The sequence below is a fragment of the Gimibacter soli genome, from assembly GCF_028463845.1.
In the GTDB taxonomy this organism is placed as follows: domain Bacteria; phylum Pseudomonadota; class Alphaproteobacteria; order Sphingomonadales; family Kordiimonadaceae; genus Gimibacter; species Gimibacter soli.
This window is the reverse complement of the sequence record NZ_CP116805.1, coordinates 2505813-2525318: the sequence shown is the minus strand read 5'-3', so window position 1 is coordinate 2525318 and position 19506 is coordinate 2505813. Positions and strand designations below refer to the sequence as shown.

General features: G+C 61.2%; 18 protein-coding genes and 1 tRNA gene. 9 read left to right on the top strand and 10 right to left on the bottom strand.

What is annotated here, in order from left to right; genetic code table 11:
* Window positions 1-17: 17 nt before the first annotated feature.
* The 4 genes from PH603_RS11830 to lptF all read right to left on the bottom strand — a co-directional run bounded on the left by PH603_RS11830 (window position 18) and on the right by lptF (window position 4794).
* The gene (locus tag PH603_RS11830) at window positions 18-806 is read right to left on the bottom strand and encodes a sterol desaturase family protein (protein ID WP_289502737.1); all 789 of its coding nucleotides are present in this window, start codon (window positions 804-806) and stop codon (window positions 18-20) included.
* Window positions 807-914: 108 nt separating this feature from the next.
* Complete coding sequence (locus PH603_RS11825; RefSeq protein ID WP_289502736.1) at window positions 915-2459, bottom strand: oligosaccharide flippase family protein; 1545 nt, start codon at window positions 2457-2459, stop codon at window positions 915-917.
* Window positions 2456-3604, bottom strand: coding sequence for an LPS export ABC transporter permease LptG (gene lptG / locus PH603_RS11820; protein WP_289502735.1), 1149 nt, complete (start codon window positions 3602-3604; stop codon window positions 2456-2458). Before lptG ends, PH603_RS11825 begins: the two co-directional genes overlap by 4 nt.
* Window positions 3604-4794 carry an LPS export ABC transporter permease LptF gene (gene lptF, locus PH603_RS11815; protein WP_289502734.1) on the bottom strand — a complete coding sequence of 397 codons (1191 nt, stop codon included), beginning with the start codon at window positions 4792-4794 and terminating at the stop codon, window positions 3604-3606. Before lptF ends, lptG begins: the two co-directional genes overlap by 1 nt.
* 170 nt (window positions 4795-4964) lie before the next feature.
* Here lptF and PH603_RS11810 point away from each other — a divergent pair, with 170 nt between their 5' ends.
* From PH603_RS11810 to PH603_RS11800, 3 genes are all read left to right on the top strand, one after another.
* Entirely contained in the window at window positions 4965-5474 is a 510-nt protein-coding gene (locus PH603_RS11810; protein WP_289502733.1) for a DUF2141 domain-containing protein, read from the top strand.
* Between the two features lie 76 nt (window positions 5475-5550).
* Window positions 5551-6549 (top strand): diacylglycerol/lipid kinase family protein, encoded by a 999-nt coding sequence (locus PH603_RS11805; RefSeq protein WP_289502732.1) that lies wholly within the window; start codon window positions 5551-5553, stop codon window positions 6547-6549.
* A 16-nt stretch (window positions 6550-6565) separates the two neighbouring features.
* Window positions 6566-7480 carry a hypothetical protein gene (locus PH603_RS11800; protein ID WP_289502731.1) on the top strand — a complete coding sequence of 305 codons (915 nt, stop codon included), beginning with the start codon at window positions 6566-6568 and terminating at the stop codon, window positions 7478-7480.
* Between the two features lie 55 nt (window positions 7481-7535).
* On the opposite strand, the gene spt is transcribed toward PH603_RS11800, so the two are convergent.
* The 4 genes from spt to PH603_RS11780 all read right to left on the bottom strand — a co-directional run bounded on the left by spt (window position 7536) and on the right by PH603_RS11780 (window position 11770).
* A complete protein-coding gene (gene spt / locus PH603_RS11795; RefSeq protein WP_289502730.1) occupies window positions 7536-8741 on the bottom strand; it encodes a serine palmitoyltransferase in 1206 nt (401 codons plus the stop codon).
* Window positions 8742-8763: 22 nt separating this feature from the next.
* Window positions 8764-9012, bottom strand: a complete 249-nt coding sequence (locus PH603_RS11790) for an acyl carrier protein (protein ID WP_289502729.1) — start codon at window positions 9010-9012, stop codon at window positions 8764-8766.
* A gap of 75 nt (window positions 9013-9087) precedes the next feature.
* Window positions 9088-10035, bottom strand: coding sequence for an NAD-dependent epimerase/dehydratase family protein (locus PH603_RS11785; RefSeq protein WP_289502728.1), 948 nt, complete (start codon window positions 10033-10035; stop codon window positions 9088-9090).
* 1 nt (window position 10036) lies between these two features.
* Window positions 10037-11770 carry a fatty acyl-AMP ligase gene (locus PH603_RS11780; protein ID WP_289502727.1) on the bottom strand — a complete coding sequence of 578 codons (1734 nt, stop codon included), beginning with the start codon at window positions 11768-11770 and terminating at the stop codon, window positions 10037-10039.
* Between the two features lie 304 nt (window positions 11771-12074).
* Here PH603_RS11780 and PH603_RS11775 point away from each other — a divergent pair, with 304 nt between their 5' ends.
* Both PH603_RS11775 and PH603_RS11770 read left to right on the top strand, forming a co-directional pair.
* Window positions 12075-13247 carry an aminotransferase class V-fold PLP-dependent enzyme gene (locus PH603_RS11775; protein ID WP_289502726.1) on the top strand — a complete coding sequence of 391 codons (1173 nt, stop codon included), beginning with the start codon at window positions 12075-12077 and terminating at the stop codon, window positions 13245-13247.
* On the top strand, window positions 13237-13803 hold the full coding sequence (locus PH603_RS11770) for a regulatory protein RecX (protein WP_289502725.1): 567 nt from the start codon (window positions 13237-13239) through the stop codon (window positions 13801-13803). Before PH603_RS11775 ends, PH603_RS11770 begins: the two co-directional genes overlap by 11 nt.
* Here the strand turns inward: PH603_RS11770 and PH603_RS11765 are convergent.
* Both PH603_RS11765 and PH603_RS11760 read right to left on the bottom strand, forming a co-directional pair.
* Window positions 13787-15370 carry an NTP transferase domain-containing protein gene (locus tag PH603_RS11765; protein WP_289502724.1) on the bottom strand — a complete coding sequence of 528 codons (1584 nt, stop codon included), beginning with the start codon at window positions 15368-15370 and terminating at the stop codon, window positions 13787-13789. The two genes, PH603_RS11770 and PH603_RS11765, sit on opposite strands and share 17 nt — an antisense overlap.
* Window positions 15360-16316, bottom strand: coding sequence for an XdhC family protein (locus PH603_RS11760; protein ID WP_289502723.1), 957 nt, complete (start codon window positions 16314-16316; stop codon window positions 15360-15362). Before PH603_RS11760 ends, PH603_RS11765 begins: the two co-directional genes overlap by 11 nt.
* 201 nt (window positions 16317-16517) lie before the next feature.
* Here PH603_RS11760 and nhaB point away from each other — a divergent pair, with 201 nt between their 5' ends.
* From nhaB to PH603_RS11740, 4 genes are all read left to right on the top strand, one after another.
* Window positions 16518-18140 (top strand): sodium/proton antiporter NhaB, encoded by a 1623-nt coding sequence (nhaB, locus tag PH603_RS11755; RefSeq protein WP_289502722.1) that lies wholly within the window; start codon window positions 16518-16520, stop codon window positions 18138-18140.
* Between the two features lie 177 nt (window positions 18141-18317).
* The gene (locus PH603_RS11750) at window positions 18318-18869 is read left to right on the top strand and encodes a cold-shock protein (protein WP_289502721.1); all 552 of its coding nucleotides are present in this window, start codon (window positions 18318-18320) and stop codon (window positions 18867-18869) included.
* A 24-nt stretch (window positions 18870-18893) separates the two neighbouring features.
* Entirely contained in the window at window positions 18894-19367 is a 474-nt protein-coding gene (locus PH603_RS11745; protein WP_289502720.1) for a DUF192 domain-containing protein, read from the top strand.
* 55 nt (window positions 19368-19422) lie between these two features.
* Window positions 19423-19499: transfer RNA gene (locus PH603_RS11740), tRNA-Pro, on the top strand.
* The last annotated feature ends 7 nt before the right edge of the window (window positions 19500-19506 follow it).

The window sequence follows — 19506 nt, the reverse complement described above, 5'->3', positions numbered from 1 at the left end:
GATACGCCAAAGGCGGCTTATTCAGCCGCCTTCGTGTCTTCTGCGCCGGATTTGTAGCCATCGCGTTTTTCGCGGGGCCGGCGGTCATCGACGCCGCCTGAAAGGTTCGCGACCCACGGATAGACCGCCGCGACTTCCTCGGTATAGCCGAGGTTGAAGACAGTGGTGCTTTTCACGGGGCGTTCCTTGCGCAGGTAATAGGTGCCAAAGAGCTTGTCCCAGAAGAAGCTGGTGATGCCATAGTTGCCATCTTCATCATGGAAGTGGTGCATCATGTGCTGTTCCTTCATATGCTTCAGGAACGCATTCTTGGGCTTGTAGTTCAGGTGCTGGATGCAGTGGCAGAATTCATAGAAACAGGTCCAGAGCACACCTGCCGCGAAGCCCGCACCTGCGCCGCCGATCCCGTCCAGATAGTAGCCAGCCGGAATGGTCACGATGCCGATGGCCGGCAGTGTGGTGTAAAGCGCGCCGAACAGCACCTCGAGATGGTGCGGGTCCTGATGGTGATCATAATGGATCCGCTTCCAGAGCGGGGCGGTCAGCGGGTTCTTGTAAAGCCACTGCCCGTGCAGGATCCAGCGGTGGGTGATGTACCACGACAGCGGATAAAGCGCGATGGCGATCGCGGCTGCTGCAAGGCCCATGAGAAGGCTGGTGCCATAGGTGAAGGCGACATAAAGGCTGACGGCCGCCAGCACCAGATACACCTGCACGGCATAATAGCCGAAGAAGGCGACCACCAGTTCTTTGATGGTCATCTTGTCGAGATAATGGCTCTTCTGCTTCAGGAAGCTGAACCGCATTGCTTGCACTCCGCAATCATTTTCGCTGTCTAATCGCGGTCATACTAGCCTCGATGGCTGCACCGCAACATCATTTTCTGATACGCGGCACTGTGCCGCACGCAGGTCTCAGGCTCGTCCGTGCCGCAGGATACGTCCAAAACGTCCAAGTGCAGCGGCATCTTCCGCGCCGATCCCGTACCGTACCAGAATCAGGAGCGACACCATAAAGCCAAAAACGGCAGAAACAAGGCCGAAGGGCGGGCCGAAGGTGTTTAGCGCGTCGCCGAGGCCGAATAGCAGCGCCCCGAGAAGGATCCCGAGCGCCAGCGGGCGCACCATGGGGCGGGTGTAGGGGTTGAGACGGTACAGCATATGCGTCTGGATAAGGCCAAGGATGGCGGTGGTATTCATACCGAAGGCAGCAGCCCACGCGGCACCCGTAACCCCTTGTTCCGGAATGAGGGCGAAGCCGAGGGCAAGCAGCACGGCAAGGCCTGCGAAGCCATTGATAAGCGGCAGGCTGCGGTGGCCGAGCATCTCGACAATCGCCGACGATGGCCCGGTTGCGGCCTCGATGATCCGCGCCACGCACAGGATCACAATCGCGCTACCCGCCACCTGAAACTCGGGTGTGAGTGCAGCCAGCAGGTCATGGCGGGCGGCCATCAGCGACACGCCGAAGGGCAGGGCAAGCGCCAGCGAGATACGGGTCGCGAAGGCATACATGTCGCCAAGCGCGGAGCGGTCGCCTTTGCCGTCGCGTTCAGCCGCCAGGGGCGCCATCACATATTCGAAGGTCAGGCGCACCAGTTGTAGCGCGCTTGCCACCTTGCGGGCCACGGCATAATAGCCGCCAGCCGCCGCCCCCGCTGCGCCCGGCAGCAGCAGGTTCAGATACATGACAGGGAATTCGCTGAAGAGCTTCTTCACAAGGTTCGCGGGCATCACGGTGCGGCCATAGCGGCGCATCGCCTGTACCTGCAATCCCCGCATCGGGGCCGCCATGACAGCACGGAAATTATAATGTTTGGCAACAAGGCGAAGGGCGAGGATCGCCGCCAGAATGACGCTGACAAGGTGGGCCGCGAAAAGCCCGAAGGTATTGAAGCCGAGCCCGGCGAAGGCGAGGGCTGCGACGAGGCGAAGGCCTTGCTCATAGAAGATGCGCACCCGGATTTCGGGTCCGAAGGTGCGCCGCGCCCGGATGGCGGCGGTTGCGACCTCGACAATCGTCCAGAAGGGCAGCACCCACGCATAAAGCTGGATCACGCGCACCAGATGCTCGGCGTCGCCGTCCCCGGCGTTCACAAACCGGCCAAGGAAGGGGGCCGCGACAGTCAGGGCAAGTGCGATCAGGCTCGAAGCAATCAGGCTGAGTTTGAGGGCATAGCCTGCCGCATGGTCGGCAGCTTCGCCCTCGGCGCGTGGTACGAAGCGCTGCAGGGCGGTTGTCATGGCGATGTCGCTGACCGCCGTCAGGACTTTCACATAGCTCCAGAGAACCGCGAAAAGGCCGTAGGTGACGGCCCCGTAGGCCCAGGTGAAGAAGATGACCGATACGACCTCGATCAGGGCGCCAAGGCGGCCCACCAGCGCCATCCCGGCGCCGGAAGCGACGCGGGCACGCTGGTCCTCTTCCTTCCCGGCATCCGACAGGTGAGGGTCGCTCACGCGGAGACCTCTTTGCGGCGGGGCAGTTTGTGCCCTTCTTCAGTATGGAAGATCACGGCATAGCCGACGACAAGGAACAGAAGGAAAGGCGCAAACGAAGCCAGCAGCGGCGGCGCCACGCCGAACTCGCCCATCGCCAGCATGAAATTGTCGGCGACGAAGAAACCGAAACCGAGCGCCATGCCCATCACAAGCCGCATGAACAGGCTGCCGGCGCGGTGCACACCGAAGGCGGCGACAGCGGCCAGCAGCGGCATCAGGAGGCTTGAGGCCGGGGCGGCAATCTTGTGCAGCAGGCTCGTCATCAGTCGTTCGGTCGGCAGGCCCTCGGCCTTCAGTTCATCGATCGAATGCCACAGCGAGAAAAGCGATTCATGTTTGGGTTTCACCGTCAGTGCCATGAAGCGCTGCGGACGCGTCGGGATATTCCATTCTTCAAGCGGCGTGACGGAAAGCTCGTGCGAGCCTGCGTCAAAGCGGCGGACCTCATGGAGAGTCCACTTGCCATCCTGGTGCCAGGCAAAATCGGCGCGGGCAATGGCCTTGAGGCGGCCCGAGCCATCGCGTTCGAAAAGGTTGACCTTGTCTAGCACCACTCGGTTCTGCACCTGGCTGACGGCTTCCACAAGGATGACTGTCTCACCTTCCTTCACCCACACGCGCCCGGTGTTGGAGGTTTTGGGTGGCAGGTCGATCGCGTAGCCATGCTCGGCCCAGTAATCGAGCTGGTCGGTGGCATCCACCACAACGGTTTCGTTGAAGGTGAAGTGCGCGACAGCGATGAAGAAGGAGGCATAGCCGACAGGCAAGAGGATGCGGTGCGCGGAAAGCCCGGCGGCCTTCATCACGATCACCTCGCTGTGCTGGTTGAGCGTGGCTAGGGTCAGAAGGGTGGCAAGAAGCGCCACAAATGGCACGAACTGGCTGATGATCTGCGGCAAGCGCAGGCCAACATAGGTGATGAGCGAGGCTGACGTGGCGCCGTCGGCCGCCATGATCTCGTCCGACTGGGCCAGAAGGTCCAGAAGCTGCAGCACGGCGCAGAGGCCGATGAGAATGCCGAAGAAGCGACCGAGATGCATCCGGATCATGTAGCGCGCCAGCGTGCCCGAGGGCATCAGGGGGCGCAGGAACTTCATGGCCATCAGTCTTTCACTCCGATCAGTCGGCGGGTCGTGCGGATCAGCGGTGTCTTGATGCTGCTCCAGATGCCGTTGACCCATGCGAGCGGGTCACCGCCTACCTTATAGGCGGCAACGCGGAAGAGGTACAGGCTGAGTATCGTGAAACCGGCAAACAGCAGCCACATGGTGGTAAAGGGAGAATGGCCGCTGATGATCAGCGTCTCCATCGCTTCCATCAGTTCGTTATAAACGATGACGAGCGTGAGGCCGACGACGAAGCCCGTGGCCTTGGTGGCGCGCTTGTTGGTGATGCCCATGGGCACGGCAAGGAGCGGCAACACAAGGAAGGTCAGGCTGTGCATCAGGCGCCAGTGGAAGTTGGCTTCCATGCGCTGGCGGCTTTCAGGGGGCAGGCTGCTGTCATGCTGGTGCCGGTACAGTTCCGGCAGGGTCATCTCAAGCTCTTCGCCCAGCCGGTCGCGGAAGGTGCTGCCGGTCGGCAGGCGGAAGGTCAGGTCCTGCTGATCGAATGACAGCACACGCGGCTTCATCTGGTTCTCGTTAAGGTCAATGAGCATGCCGTCATAAAGCCGCAGCATCACGGTCTGTTCGTCGCTGGTTGCAAAGAAGCCGCCGCGGTCGGCGGAAACGGCGATGCTGCCCCGGCTGTCGCGGCGCTCGACAAAGATACCGCGCAGGTCGCTGCCCTGATTGTGCGACTCTTCGATCCGAAGCACGGTGTCGTCACCGATCTCGACAAATTCGCCGACCCGGATCGAGGCGCCAAGCGCGCCCGAGCGCAGGTCATAGACAAGGCCGCGGTAAGCATAGCGGCTGTGCGGCTGGACCCAACCAACGAGCGCCACATTCACTGCCATCAGGAGAAGCGCCAGCATCAGGACCGGGCGCAGCAAACGGCCAAGGCCGACGCCGTTGGTCTGCAGGGCATCGAGCTCACTTGAAAGTGAAAGGTTCCGGAAGGCGACAAGGATGCCGAGGAAAAGCCCGATGGGCAGGGCAAGCCCCATATAGTGCGGCGTCAGGTTCGCCAGCATCTCGAACACCACGCCCACAGGGCCGCCCTCGTTCACCACGAAGTCGAAAAGCCGCAGCATTCGCTCGAGGATAAGGAGGAGGGCCGCAATACCGAGCGTGGTCATGAGCGGGGTCATGACAAGGCGCAGGACATAGCGGTCAAGAAGGGTCAGCATCAGTCCGCGCTACACGGGCGCGGGCGCCGATGCAAGCCAATTTGTGTTGAAAAATCGTTTGCTCGGTGACGCTTGTGCTGCTCTACCTTATTTTTGCCACCTTGGACGGCGATGCCTGTACGGGCCAGAACAGAAAAAAGACCCGACGGCGAAGATAGAGGAGATGTCTTTTGAAGCGCATTACGCTTCCTTTCCTGCTTGCCCTGACAATGGTTTCGGTCCCGGTCCAGGCCGAAGAAAAGTCATCAGCTGATTGCGAGGTACCGCCAAGCGGCGCCGTGATCCGCGCAGAAATCCACAATATCCGCTCGGCGGAGGGTAACCTGCGCGCGCAGGTTTACAGTAGCGACAAGGCAGAGTTCCTGAAGAAGGGCAAAAAGCTCGTTCGCATCGAGGTGCCCGCCCTTGAGGACGATGCCAGCATCTGTGTGCCGCTCCCTGCACCCGGCCGTTATGCGCTGGTGATCCTGCATGACCGCAATGCGAACGGGAAATCCGATTTTTTCTCGGAAGGCTTCGGTTTTTCGAACAATCCCAAGCTTGGCCTCTCGGCACCCGACCATGAAGATGTCGTTTTTGACGCACCCGCCGGAGAAACATTGGTTTCTATCGATCTTCAATATATGTTCGGGAAAGACAAGGAACAGACCGAGAAACGGCGCAAGCTCCGGCGTAGCTGACCGACGATGCTTGCAGGCTGGCTGTTGAAACGGTAAGAAGACGCCGGTCAGCATAGCAGGGATTGGAACGCGCACGATGCAGCATGAGCGGCATATCGTGGAAGAAGGCAAATCGGGCATCTTGCTCGTCGGTATTCTTTCCAACCCGCGCAGTTCCACCAATGCCGAGGGCATGAGCCGCATCCGCTCCATTGTGGATGCCACCCCGCATGTGATCCATTTCGAACTTGATGGCATCGAATCCATCGATGAAGGCCTTGCGCTGTTCGCCCGTGCCGGCGTCGGCCTCGTGGTCATCAACGGCGGCGACGGCACGATCGGTGCCGTGCTTGCTGCACTTCTCTACCGCAACCCCTTCAAATCGACGCCGCCGGTTTCCTTCCTGCCCGGCGGCAAGACGAACATGACGGCTGCAGACCTTGGCGCCAAAGGGCGGCCGGATGCTGTCCTCAAAAAATTGCTGCGCCTCGCGGCCTTCGGCAAGGTGGACGACAACCTGACCAGCCGCCAGCTGATCGAGCTGGACCTTGGCGACGGATCGCACCCCAAGGTTGGCACCTTCTTCGGGACTGCCGGTATCGTGAAAGGCATCTTCTGGTGCCGCGAGAATGCCTACAGCCTTGGCCTGCCCAACTGGATGGCGCACCTGTGGTCGGCCTTCAAGCTGATCTCGTCCGCCGCCGGCCTTGGCAAGGACCGCAACCTGATGGCGTCCGAACCCATGCAGCTTGATGTACGGGGCAGGGTAACGCTGACCGGGCGTTTCGCCATCGTGACGGCGACGACGCTCGACCGGCTTCTGTTCGGCCTGCGCCCCTATGCCGAGGACGGACTTGGTGGCCTTCGTTTCGCAGCGGTTGAATTTGGCGGCGCCAATGTGTGGCGCGGCATGCGCGACCTGCTCACCGGCGTGTTTGGCCGCCGCCCGGCAGAAGGCGTGCACACCTATTGCGGCGACGAAATCCTTATCGAAGGCAGCGACCCGATGACGCTCGACGGCGAAATCTACACGCCGATCCCGGGCCGCCCTGTGGTCCTGCGGGGCGACAAGTGCCTCACCTTCGTCCGGCTCTGACGCGCGGCCAACACGCATGACCACGCCACAGGAAGCCCGCGCGGGCGCCCGCGATTTCATCCTTCAGGAATGGCAGCGCCCGGCCGCCGAGGCCGCGGTTGAAGCCGCCAGCCGGATTGCCGCCCTTTATGGGGATGCCGCTCTTGGCACGCTCTTCTATGGTTCCTGCCTGCGGACGGGCGAGATCGAGGACAAGATCCTCGATTTCTATGTGATCGTCAGTGATTATGCTGCGGCCTATAAAAGCCGGTTTCTGGCCGTTGCCAACAAGCTGATCCCGCCGAACGTGTTTTATCATGAGTTCAATCATGGCGGCATGATCGTGCGGTCCAAATATGCCGTCCTGTCGCTTGCCGATCTTGAATACCGCACCGGGCGCAGCTGCCTGAATGTCTCCGTCTGGGCGCGTTTCTCGCAGCCGACACTACTGCTTTCAGCCAAAGATGACGCATCGCGCGACCGGATTGCTGCAGCCATTGCTGAGGCCAGCGTGACGATGCTCGAGGCTGCAAAGCCGCTGATCGAAAGCGCGGCGCCGCGCGACTGGTGGGTGGCAGCCTTCGAGGCCACCTATGCGGCCGAGCTGCGGTCTGAAAAGCCGGGCAAGGGGCTGGAGCTTTATCTGCTCGATCAGGAACGGTATGACCGCTTCACGCCGTCGCTTGCCGGTGTGATCGCGGCTGACGGCATCCCGATGCCACACTCGCCCGGCTTCCTTTGGGCGCGGCGCCGCTGGAACGGCAAGGTTGTCAGTTTCCTCAGGCTTGTGAAGGCTTCCATGACCTTTGATGGTGGCATCGACTATCTTGCCTGGAAGATCCGCCGTCATTCGGGGGTGGAGATCGAAGTCACCGACTGGATGCGCCGCCACCCGGTGCTCGCCGGTATCTCGCTTTTCTGGAGCCTAAGGAAAAAGGGCGCCTTCAAATAGGCAAAGAAAAAGGGCCGCAGCAATGCGGCCCTTTCTGTATCGGATGTTCGCCGGGTCAGGCAGCCTTGACGTTCAGGCCCAGTTCTTCTGCCGTGGCGATGAAGCGGCGGGTGATCTCGTCGATCTGTTCGGTCGTATGCTGCGCACAAACGCTGACCCGCATCAGGTTGTAACCGGCGGGCGTGGCAGGCGGCAGGGCCATGTTCACGTAAACGCCGTTCAGGAGCAGCTTTTCCCAGAATTTGGTGGCGATCAGGGGGTCCGGCAGGCAAACCGCGATGATCGGGCTCGTTGCCGTTTCGGTCGCCAGCGTAAAGCCGGCGGCTTTCAGACCCGAATGCAGGCGGCGGGCATTTTCCCACAGGTGGGCACGGCGGTTCCCGCTGCGCTCCAGCGCCTTGATGGCTGCCGTGGCCGACGCCACCACGCTCGGCGGCAGCGAAGCCGTGAACATATAGGGGCGGCACACAAGGCGCAGCACATCGAATTTCGGATGGTTCGAAACGCAGTAGCCGCCAACGGTACCAACCGATTTCGAGAAGGTGCCGACGATGAAATCAGCCAGATGCTCGACGCCGAGTTCCTCGCAAAGGCCGCGGCCTTTTTCGCCGCAGAAGCCCATCGAGTGCGCTTCGTCCACGAGCGTGGTGCAGCCGTATTTCTTGGCGGTTTCCAGAAGTTCTTTCAACGGGGCGGCATCGCCCAGCATCGAATAAAGGCTTTCGACGACAACGAGCTTGCCAACGCCTTCCGGCAGGCGCTTCAGGCGCTTTTCCATGCTTTCGATGTCATTGTGCTTGAAGCGCACGATGGTGGCATTGCCCATGGCGCAGCCGTCATAGATCGAGGCATGGCTGTCGGCATCGATGATGACATAATCGTCGACACCTGCGAGGGTGGAGATCATGCCAAGGTTGGCCTGATAGCCCGTGGAAAAGACCATGCAATGGTCCATGCCATAGAAGTCGGCGATAGTTTTCTCGAGGCCTTTATGGCCCGAATAGGTGCCGTTAAGGACGCGGCTGCCGGTTGTTCCGGTGCCGTAATTGTCCAGGGCTTCCTTGGCGGCAGCAATCGCTTCCTCGTTGAAGGTCATGCCCATGTAATTGTTGGTGCCGGCAAGGATGGTCTCGCGGCCATCGATGATCGCAACGGTCTCGGAGAGAACCTTTTCCATCACTACCTTGAAGGGGTCGGCCTTCTCGAACGGCAGGCTGGATTTCTGGGCGATCAGCGGATCGAATTTGTCAAACAGGTCCATCGTCGGTACTCGGGCAAAAGGCTCAGTCGTTGTCGGCCACGATGCGGTCGACGGCGTCGGCCACCTGCTCGATGGTTTCGAGTTCGGGCAGCAGATTGAGCGGCAGGATGATGTCGAACGCGTCTTCGATTTCAGCCACCAGATCCATCACGGTCAGGCTGTCGAGATCAAGGTCTGTCGCGAAAGTCGTGTCCGCTTGAAGTTCAATGCCCTTCTTGTTGAAGGGGGTGACCAGTTCGAAAATACGGTCGAGGGTTTGGGCGTTTGCCATAGAAATAAATCCGCCTCTTGGTTGGGGGCCGGCGCACCCGGAAACCGGGCTGCTGGCAGGGTGACGCGGAACCTATCACAAAAAGCGGTTCAGGCGATACCATTCAATTGTGTTTTTTAGGCCCGATTTCAGGTCGTAAACGGGGGTCCAGCCGGGGATCGACGGGCGCCGTGCGCCGCGCACCAGCCAGTCCGGGTGGGTGATCAGCCGGGCCTTGTCCAGATTGAGCGTGAGCGGCTTGCCGATGATGCGTCCGACGAGGCTGCCGATAGCGCCGGCAAAGATCACCAGCGGGCGCGGGATGGCCAGCACACGGGGTGTTTTCTCGTCGTCGCCGAGCGCCCTGGCGATATCGTCGATCCGGTAACCGCCGTCACGGCCGTCGTCCACTTCCACGATCTGGCCTCCAAAACCGCCCTTCAGCATGGCAACGATGGCCTCGGCCATGTCGGCGCCGTGGATCATCGAGAAGCGATTGTCGCGCGAGCCGCCGTTGGGCAGAAGGCCAAACCGGGTCGCCTTGAACAGCTTCAGGATTTCCATGTCGCCGGGGCCATAGATGGCAGGCGGGCGGATGATGGTCCAGCGAAACGGCCAGGGACGCGCCGATACGGCAAGCTCGGCTGCGGCTTTCGAGGCGCCATAATGGGTCAGGCGCGGCTCGCGGGCCGACAGGCTGGAGACAAGGAAGAAGCGCTTCACGTCTTCGTCGGCTGCCGCCTTCAGTACGGCGAGCGTGCCGTTCAGGTTGACGTCGAAATAGTCACTGCGGCTGAGCGCTTTCACAAGACCAGCGGCATGGATGACGGCCTCGGCCCCTTCGCAGAGATCTTCAAGCGCGTCTTCGTCGTCAAGGTCGCCCTTGATCCACTCAAGCCCGGTGCGGTTGTCGGTGGGCGTGCGGCGGGTGAGGGCACGCACGCGGTATCCGGCACGCAAAAGACTATCGATCAGATGACCGCCGAGAAAACCGGTCGCCCCGGTCAGGGCGACGACGGGTGCCGTCGCCACGGGGTCGCTCATATCAGCTCGCGAGGGCCTGCAGGCGGCCCGACAGATACTGGTTGCGGGCCTTGGAGCGGCTGAGCTTGCCCGAAGAGGTGCGCGGCAGGGCGCGTGGGCCGACAAGCTCGATCAGGCAGTTGATGCCGGTGGTTTTCTGGACATGCTTTTTCAGCATGTCGGCGAAACGGGCGCGGTCCGCCGGGTCCGACTGGCGGCACTGGGCAAGGATCATCGGCACTTCTTCGGCATTCTCGCCGGGAACCGAAATGGCGGCAATATCGCCGGCCTTCACGCCCGGAAGCTGCTCGGCAGCCCATTCGATATCCTGCGGCCAATGGTTACGGCCGTTGACGATGATCATGTCCTTGGCGCGGCCAACGATATAGAGGCACTCGCGCTTCATGTAGCCCATGTCGCCGGTGTCGAGCCAGCCGTCTTCCGACAGAACGTCGCGGGTGGTTTCGGGATCGTTGAAATATTCCCGCATGACCGAGGTGCCACGTACGAACACACGGCCCACATGGCCTTCGCCAAGGGCGGCGTCGTCTTCGTCGCGGATTTCGATCTCATATTCGGGGAGCGGCTTGCCGCAGTTGACAACTTCGCGCTTGCGGTCGTTGTCCTTGGAGTTGGTGACGAGGAGGTGGCGGTCGCCGCCCAGAAGGGCTTCCTCGACGAGATCGATCTCGATCCCTTTGCCCACTTCGCCGAAGCTCACACCCAAGGTGCATTCGGCAAGGCCGTAGCTCGGCAGGAAAATCGTTTTCTTGAGGCCAATCGACCGGAAGGTCTCGAAGAAGTCACGCATCACGTCGGGGCGGATCATGTCGCCGCCGATACCGGCCACGCGCCAGCTGGTAAGATCGAGGCCTTCAAGGGCGCTGGCGCGCATGGCAGCGCGGCGCGAGCAGACATCGAAACCGAAGGTCGGGCTGTAGGAAATGGTGCCCTTGTTGTTCGACAGAACACGCAGCCATGTAAGCGGGCGGCGGGCAAATTCCTCGGTCGGGATGAAGTCCACCGATACCTGGCAGGTGAGGGTGGTGAGGAGCGTGCCGACAAGGCCCATGTCATGGTAGAAAGGCAGCCAGGAAACGCAGCGGTCGGTATCCTGCAGCTTCACGCCGTGGAAGCCCATGCCGAAGGTGTTGGCAAGGAGCGACCGGTGGGTAACCGCCACACCGTGCGGGAAGCGCGTGCTGCCGGAAGAATATTGCAGGTAAGCGAGGTCATCTGCGGTCGGCAGGTTATGCTCGGCGTCTGCATCGGCGGCGGCATAGTCAGCGTAGGAGCCTTTGAAGCGCAGGCTCATGCCTTCGGTGGCTTCGGCGATGATGCTGCTCATGAATTCCGGCGCCATGATGCCCGAGGCATCGCAGCTTTGCATCTGGCCCTGCAGCTGGCTCACATAGCCTTCCTTGCCACCGAACGAGGTCGGCAGGGGCAGTGGCACGGGCAGGACGCTCGCATACTGGCAGCCCACGAAAAAGGCCACGAAATTGGCGCTCGTTTCGGCGATCAACGCAATGCGGTCGCCCGGCTTGAAGCCAAGGCCCGTCAGTTTGCGGCCGATGATACGGGCGCGGTCACGAATTTCGGTCCAGGTAACCGACTCTACAAGATCACCCCGTGCGTCAAAAAAATTGGCGCCCCGAATACCCTGCGCCGCATATTCCATTGCGTCGACAAGAGTATCGAAGTCCGCAAAGCGACGCGGCAGGGTGGGGTCAAGGGTAGGCGTTACTGAAGTCATAGCGCTCGCTTCAACCAAATAGATCCAGACAAACGGACCGGTACCAAATAACATACGAGGGTCGTTCCGATTCGCCGTCGGTCCCGTCCCTGGAACTGATATTTTGCTTGCAAACCCGAAAGAAAATCCTTGATTCGCCCGGGTCCCATTTTATTCATTTCAGGCAGTTAGTTTTGTCCCGAATGTTACGGCTGAATTACAATCTGCGCGGCTCCGGCGCAAGTGATTTCTGGCCTGCCGGGTAGTCTGCGAGTTCGATTAGAGAGCCATTGCGGCCAAAAGATGACAGCGGAAGACATTTGATATGCCTGAACAGAACCTGAACGATCTGCGTAACGACACACCAGGGGCGGCCACGCGACTGCACCTCGATAATGCCGGTTCGGCCCTGATGCCGCGGCCGGTGATCGAGCGCATGGAAAAGCAGCTGAAACTCGAGGCAGAGACTGGCGGCTACGTGGGGCAGGAGCGCACGGCGGCGGAGATGGACGGCGTCTATATGTCGCTTGCAGCCCTCTTTGGCGGCAAGACAGCGGACTATGCTTTGACAAGCGGTGCGGTGGATGCTTGGACCCGGCTTTTCTACAGTGTTCCGTTCGAGCCGGGCGACAATCTCGTCACCGGCTACAATGAATATTGTGCCAACTATGTTGCCTATTTGCATCAGGCTGAGCGGCGCGGGATCGAAATCCGCGTGGCACCGCCCGGCGCGAACGGCGAGCTTGATGTGGCTGCCCTCGAAAGCCTTGTCGATGCCCGCACCCGGCTTATCAGCCTCGTGCATGTGCCGTCTTCAAGCGGGCAGGTGAATCCTGTTGCGGCGGTTGGCAAGGTGGCACGGGCCAAGGGGGTGCCGTTCCTGCTGGACGCCGCCCAGTCCGCAGGCCATGTGCCGGTGAATGTGGACGAGATCGGCTGCGACATGATGATCGGCACGGCGCGCAAGTTCCTGCGCGGGCCGCGCGGTGTGGGCTTCCTTTACGTGAAGCCTGAAATGCGGCGGCGGCTTGAGCTCGCCTTTGTCACCAACAACAGCGCCTGGGTCGCGACCGACCGCTTTGCCCTCAGGGATGATGCCCGCGCCTTTGAAGCATGGGAGCGCAATGTGGTTGCCGTCCTCGGTTTCGGGGCTGCGCTTGGCTATTTCCGCGACCATGGCCCGGCTGAGCTGATGGCGCGGGCACTTGGCCTCGCTGACCGGCTTCGCTCGGGTCTTGCCAGCCTTCCCGGTGTCACCATGACCTGTCCGCCCGGCGCTTACGGCGCCATCGTGACCTTCCGCAAGGAGGGGCATGACCCGGCAGCAGTGAAAGCGCTGCTGGAAGCAGAAGGTATCGCGGTGAATGTGGCGTCGGTGGCGCATACACGGATCGACCTTGAGGCACGCGGGGTCGACACCACACTTCGCGCATCGCCGCACTATTATCTGTCGGAAGAAGATATCGACCGCTTTGTGGAGCGGATCGGTGCACTCTGACCCCGCCAAGGCACGCCGGGCCCGGCCAGTCACCAAGGAATGGCTGGAACGGGCGGCGCTGCATTATCTGGGGCGTTATTCGGCAACACGAAGCCGGCTTGTAGAGGTGCTGATCCGCAAGGTGCGCCGACGGCATGAGGACGACGCCCCGCCAAGCACGGAGGAGGCAGGCTGGGTTGAGGCCGTGGCCGACCGCTGCGTGGAGCTGGGCTATGTGGATGACGCGGCCTATGCCCGCGCCCGCGCCGCCACGCTGCTGCGCAAGGGCAAGCCCGGACGCGCGATTGCGGCCGACCTGCGCCACCGGGGCATCGGCGAAGAGGGCGTGGCCGGGGCGCTGGAAACAATCGATACCGACGAAGGTGCCTCACTGGATCGCAGAGCGGCGGCTGCTTTGGCGCGTCGCCGCCGGTTCGGTGCCTTTGGTACGGGCAAGGAGCAAAGCGACGACCGTCGCCGCAAGGAACTGGGCGCCATGATGCGCGGCGGCTTTTCCTATAGCCTCGCGACGGAAATCCTCGATATGGACGAAGACGCCCTCAGGGAGCTTCTGTAACCGCACCGAATAGGGCGAGAAGCTCGGGCGTGTCGAGATCGATGAGGATGCCGGGGTCGTCAACCGGCACTTCAAGCACGCCAGCTTCGTGCGCCGCCATTACGGCCTTGCCGCCCTTGTCGCCTTCAACCTGCATCAGTTCAGCTTTCAGATCGGCCCGCCATAGCACTGGATGGCCGCGCCGCCCGGCGAAGAGGGGAGCGATGATTTCGGCTGTGGGGTCGTCTTCACCGGCATTGATCAGTGCCTTGATCGTATCGGCCCGCACGAAGGGCATGTCACCCAGCGCCACAAGGAACCAGTCACACTCGGGCAGGGCCGCAAGGCCGGCTTTCAGGCTGGTGCTCATGCCTTCCGCATGTGCCGGATTGTGGATTGCCACGACGCCCTCTGCGACAGCAATCGCGCCGCTCGACGCTGAATCGTGGCCCGTTATGACGATGATATTGTCTTTATTTTTAATTGGTTCTGATATTTTTCTAATGCTGCGTGCGAGCACGGGTTCACCGTTCAACCGGCTTGTCAGCTTGTTGACGCCGCCCGCGCGCCGGGCCGATCCGGCGGCAAGGACAATGGCAGCGATGCGCGGTTCAGCATTGCTGCTGGTAACCTCGATACGTCCGCGGCCGGGCTCCAGAAGACCGCCAGCACCAAGGGTGCTGAGGGCTGCGGGGTCAAGCGGCAGGCGCGCTGCGAACCGCTCCAGCACCAGATCCAGCCCGTTGCGGGCGGGGCTGCGGGCACAGCCGGGCATGCCAATGACAAGGCTGTTCCCTAGCTTGCCGAGCATCAGGAGGTTGCCGGGATCGACCGCGAGGCCAAGTTGCAGAACTTCCCCACCAGCCGCCACAAGGGCTGCAGGCACGATATCGCGCGCGTCGGTGATGGCTGCTTTGCCGGCAATCAGGATCACATCCGGCGACGCGGTGCTTGCTTTTGCCAGCGCATCGGCGAGCGATGCCTTGTCAAACCCGCAGTCGGCATGGACAGCAAGTGCACCTGCGGCAGCGGCAAGGCGAGCATCGGTGACTTTCACCAGCTTCTCACCTCCCGGCGCATCTGCATTCAGAAGTGCTGCCCTGAACGGTTTGAAGGGCGCGACTTGCAGGGCAGCCGCTGCAGCGGCCAAAGCCTTCACGTCGCGTGAGGGCAGGCCGAACGGGATGACCTTGAGGCTTGCAACCTTGTCGCCAGCTTTTACCGGTGCTGATGGGCTGAGGGTGGCAAGCGCGGTGGGATAGCCACCGAGACCTTGGGGCTGATCCGTCGGCAGCTGCAACAGGCCGTCAGCCGCCGCGAACAGATCGACCCTGCCATGAACGGGGGCTGCCGCCCGCACGCCGGCGCCGGCAAGCGTGGCTGCAATCCTTGTGGCGGCGTCATCCTCGCCGCAATCGTCTGGTCCCAAGCGGAAAACACCGACAGGTGTGCGGGCGGTATTCCCCATCCGGTCAATGTCGGCATCTGTCAGCAGATGGCCCTTGGTCAGTTTGCCACCGGGAAAGGGCAGGGAGTGCGCGAGCTGCCAGCCGATGGCATCAGCCGGTGCGCGATCTTCAAAGTCCATTGCCCGTTCTCATGATGCAGATGATTTCCGCCATGATGGAAAGCGCGATCTCGGCGGGCGTTACCGCGCCGATCTTGAGCCCGACAGGACCCTGGATACGGGTAAGGGTCGCCGTGTCGAACGAATATTGCTTCAGCCGTTCGATCCGCGCGCCGTGGGTTTTGCGGCTGCCGAGTGCGCCGATATAGAAGGCGTCACTACGGAGCGCCACCTTGAGCGCTGCGTCATCCAGCTTCGGATCGTGGGTCAGGGTGACAACGGCGGTGCGGCTGTCGGGCTCGTGCGAATTCAGATAATCGTCCGGCCAGTCGCGCACGATTTCCGCCTTGCCGAACACGCGGCTGTCGGTGAAAGCGCCGCGCGGGTCCACAACGGTGACCGCGAATCCGGATTCGTTCGCGAATTGCACCAGATGCTGCGCGATGTGAACCGCACCGACGACCACCAGTTTCGGCTTCGATTTCACCGGCAGGAAAAGCGTGTCGCCCTCGATGATGGGGATGTCGCTGCCGCTGATCTCCTCACCCACATAGCGGGGGATGCTGATCGTGCCGCGCTTCATATCGATCTCGAGCAGCGTATCCTTGCCTGCCTGCAGTTTTTTCAGCGTGTCGCCGAGGATTTCGGAAAGCGCATGGTCAACGGCGAGGAGAAGGATGCGAATCTGGCCACCACAGGCGAGGCCGGCGCCCCATGCCTCGGAATCAGCGACGCTGAAATTCAGCCGCTTGGCGCCGCCGAAATGCATCAGTTCGGTTGCCTCTGCGATGACGGCGCCTTCAACGCAGCCACCGGACACGGATCCCTCGAAGGCCTGATCCTTGCGGATCACCATCAGGCTGCCAGCCGGGCGCGGGGCAGAACCCCATGTTTCCGCCACGATGGCAAGGGCCACCTTCTGCCCCGCAAGGTGCCAACTGATCAGTGTCTGTAGTTCATGATCCATACGCGTGTGCCCATCCCCATTTTGCCGGAGACTAGCGCCGCCCCGCTGTGGCTGGCAAGCCTTAAGCCGATAGCCGGTATCGCTACCGGTTATCCTTGATTTGGGAATAGGGGGTTTGTAAAAGCGAACTGCACGCCGGAAGCTGGCCAGGGAAAAGCTGCGACCGGATTGAGGACTTCCAATAAAGTTTAGGGGTGGACAATGTCGCTTTTTGCGAACCCGACGGGGAGACTTTTCCTCGGGCATTCCGCCGAATGGTACAAGCTGACCATTCTGGCATTTCTTGTAATTAACCCGATCATCTATTTCGCCGTGGATCCGTGGATCGCCGGCTGGGTGCTCGTTCTCGAATTCATCTTCTGCCTTGCGATGGCGCTGAAATGCTATCCGCTGCAGCCCGGCGGTCTTCTCGCCATCGAGGCCATCGCCATCGGCATGGCGTCGCCCGATCAGGTCTATTACGAGGTCCAGCACGGCCTTGAAGTGATCCTGCTCCTCGTCTTCATGGTAGCGGGTATCCACTTCCTGAAAGACATGCTGCTGTTTGTCTTCACGAAGCTCCTGGTGCGCGTCAAGAACAAGGTCCTTCTTGGCCTGATGTTCTGCTTTGCCGGCGCCTTCCTGTCGGCCTTCCTTGATGCGCTCACGGTTATCGCCGTCGTTATCGCGATTTCGGTCGGTTTCTACTCGATCTACCACAAGGTAGCTTCGGGCAAGGATTACCATCACGACCACGATCACGGCGACGACACGACGATCGAGCCGCTTGGTCAGGAAGACCTTGAAGGTTTCCGCGCGTTCCTGCGCAGCCTGATGATGCACGCTGCTGTCGGTACCGCCCTTGGTGGCGTTTGCACCATCGTTGGCGAGCCGCAGAACCTGATGATCGGCAGCCGCGCCAACTGGGGATTTGCGGAATTCTTCCTCCGCATGTCGCCCGTGACCATTCCGGTTCTCTTCACCGGCCTCATCACCTGTGTGCTGCTCGAGCTCACCGGCTGGTTCGGCTATGGCGGCAAGATTCCGCCGAAAGTCCTCACCATCCTGCAGGACTATGACGCCTACGAAAGCGGGCGCCGCACGAAGAAGGACAAGATTTCGCTCGTACTTCAGGGCATTGTTGCCCTTTGGCTGATCGTGGCGCTTCTGTTCCACCTTGCCGCTGTCGGTCTTATCGGCCTGACCATCATCGTTCTCGCATCGGCGCTGACCGGTGTGACCGAAGAACACCAGATCGGCCATGCTTTCCAGGAAGCACTGCCCTTCACCTCGCTGCTCGTGGTCTTCTTCGCGGTTGTGGCGGTGATCGGTAACCTCGATCTCTTCCGTCCGGTCACTGATCTCGTGCTGAGCCTTGACGGGCACGGCCAGATCACAGCCTTCTATGTGGCGAACGGGGTGCTATCGGCGATCTCGGACAACGTGTTCGTGGCAACGGTCTATATCACTGAAGCTGCGAAGGCACTGTCGACCCACGTGATCGACCGCGACACCTTCGACATGATGGCTGTGGCGATCAACACCGGCACCAACATCCCGTCGGTTGCGACCCCGAACGGCCAGGCTGCATTCCTGTTCCTGCTGACGAGCGCGCTCGCGCCCCTCATCCGGCTCAGCTACATGCGCATGGTCGTGATGGCGCTGCCCTACACGATCACCATGTCGATCATTGGCTATCTTGCCGTTGCCCACCTGCTTATTCCGGGCACCGAATACATGTATGAAGCCAAGCTGATCAAGCATCACCATGAGCTTGTGGGCGAAGCTGCCGACATGGGTGACACCGCCGGTACGCACGGTGTTCCGGATAAAACCGGTCACTAAAACAAGTTCCTGCCCGTTGTCTTGAAGCAACAGGCCGGTGACGAAACGACAAACCGCCCGCAACGAAAACAGTTGCGGGCGGTTTTATTTTGAGCCAATGTTTGCTATATAGTTAATGAATGGTTAATTTTTGGGCGGTCAGGCATATCCGTCCGTGACTATTTAAGGGGGGTAGATATGAGTGGCCGTGATCAGGCGCGTTTGGAGGACCGGCCCGTCGAGAATGCGCAGCAAGTTACCGGGCGCGTCAAATGGTTCGATGCCGTGAAAGGCTACGGATTCATGGTGCCCGATGATGGCAATGGCGACATTCTTCTCCATTTCTCCGTACTGCGTGAAATTGGACGCCGTTCAGTCCCCGAGGGGACAACCGTGATTTGCGAAGCTGTCGCCCGCGACAAGGGGCGGCAGGCTGTTCGTGTAAGCTCGCTCGACCTTTCAACAGCCGTTTCGCCCGAAGATCTGGGGCGTTCGTCCTTCTCCCATCCGGGGATGGAAGTTGAGGTCGCGCGCGAATATGAAGACGTCAGTGTCAAATGGTTCAACCGCACCAAGGGATACGGTTTCGTGTCGCGTGGTGAAGGCACACCTGATATTTTCGTCCATATCGAGACGCTGCGCCGGGCAGGCCTGACGGATCTCGAGCCCGGGCAGGCCGTACGCGTACGGATCGGCCGGGGCGAGCGCGGGCCGCTTGTAGCCCAGATCGCACTGCCCGGGGACGCGTGATCCCTTAAAGCCCAGGGGCAATCTGTGCTGCGTACCTTCAAAACATTATTGGCCGGCTTCTGCCTTCTGGCAGTGGCCGCCTTGCCGCTTGCGGCGGGCGAACAACAAGGGCCGCTTTCGCCACTTGCTGTCGTGAAGGGCGATGGCGCCCGGATCGAATTTCAGGTGGAAACGGCAACGGATGACATGTCCCGCGCCGAAGGGCTGATGTTCCGCACCCATCTGGCCCCCGATCACGGCATGCTTTTCATCTTCGAGGAGCCCGTGCGCGCCCAGTTCTGGATGCGCAATACGCTGATCCCGCTTGATATGCTCTTTATCCGCACCGATGGCCGGGTGGCCAATATCATCGCCAATGCCGAGCCTGAGACCGATGATCCGCGCCCCTCGAAGGGCAGGGTGATCGGTGTCCTGGAGCTTGCCGGTGGCCGCGCAGCGGAGCTCGGCATCAAGCCGGGCGACCGTATCCTGCACGACCTGATCGCCGCGGGCGAATAATCCCGAACTTTCCGCTTGCCAAGCGATGCTACAGTTCCCTAGAAGGAGCGGGCGTCGGGGAGTGGCGCAGTCTGGTAGCGCATCTGTTTTGGGAACAGAGGGTCGCAGGTTCGAATCCTGTCTCCCCGACCATGATAAA

What these genes read in the sequence shown, in the direction of transcription:
- PH603_RS11830 (WP_289502737.1), bottom strand. Translation starts at nt 806, where the DNA reads ATGCGGTTCAGCTTCCTGAAGCAGAAGAGCCATTATCTCGACAAGATG.
- lptG (WP_289502735.1), bottom strand. Translation starts at nt 3,604, where the DNA reads ATGGCCATGAAGTTCCTGCGCCCCCTGATGCCCTCGGGCACGCTGGCG.
- lptF (WP_289502734.1), bottom strand. Translation starts at nt 4,794, where the DNA reads ATGCTGACCCTTCTTGACCGCTATGTCCTGCGCCTTGTCATGACCCCG.
- PH603_RS11805 (WP_289502732.1), top strand. Translation starts at nt 5,551, where the DNA reads ATGCAGCATGAGCGGCATATCGTGGAAGAAGGCAAATCGGGCATCTTG.
- PH603_RS11800 (WP_289502731.1), top strand. Translation starts at nt 6,566, where the DNA reads ATGACCACGCCACAGGAAGCCCGCGCGGGCGCCCGCGATTTCATCCTT.
- spt (WP_289502730.1), bottom strand. Translation starts at nt 8,741, where the DNA reads ATGGACCTGTTTGACAAATTCGATCCGCTGATCGCCCAGAAATCCAGC.
- PH603_RS11790 (WP_289502729.1), bottom strand. Translation starts at nt 9,012, where the DNA reads ATGGCAAACGCCCAAACCCTCGACCGTATTTTCGAACTGGTCACCCCC.
- PH603_RS11785 (WP_289502728.1), bottom strand. Translation starts at nt 10,035, where the DNA reads ATGAGCGACCCCGTGGCGACGGCACCCGTCGTCGCCCTGACCGGGGCG.
- PH603_RS11780 (WP_289502727.1), bottom strand. Translation starts at nt 11,770, where the DNA reads ATGACTTCAGTAACGCCTACCCTTGACCCCACCCTGCCGCGTCGCTTT.
- PH603_RS11775 (WP_289502726.1), top strand. Translation starts at nt 12,075, where the DNA reads ATGCCTGAACAGAACCTGAACGATCTGCGTAACGACACACCAGGGGCG.
- PH603_RS11765 (WP_289502724.1), bottom strand. Translation starts at nt 15,370, where the DNA reads ATGGACTTTGAAGATCGCGCACCGGCTGATGCCATCGGCTGGCAGCTC.
- PH603_RS11760 (WP_289502723.1), bottom strand. Translation starts at nt 16,316, where the DNA reads ATGGATCATGAACTACAGACACTGATCAGTTGGCACCTTGCGGGGCAG.
- nhaB (WP_289502722.1), top strand. Translation starts at nt 16,518, where the DNA reads ATGTCGCTTTTTGCGAACCCGACGGGGAGACTTTTCCTCGGGCATTCC.
- PH603_RS11750 (WP_289502721.1), top strand. Translation starts at nt 18,318, where the DNA reads ATGAGTGGCCGTGATCAGGCGCGTTTGGAGGACCGGCCCGTCGAGAAT.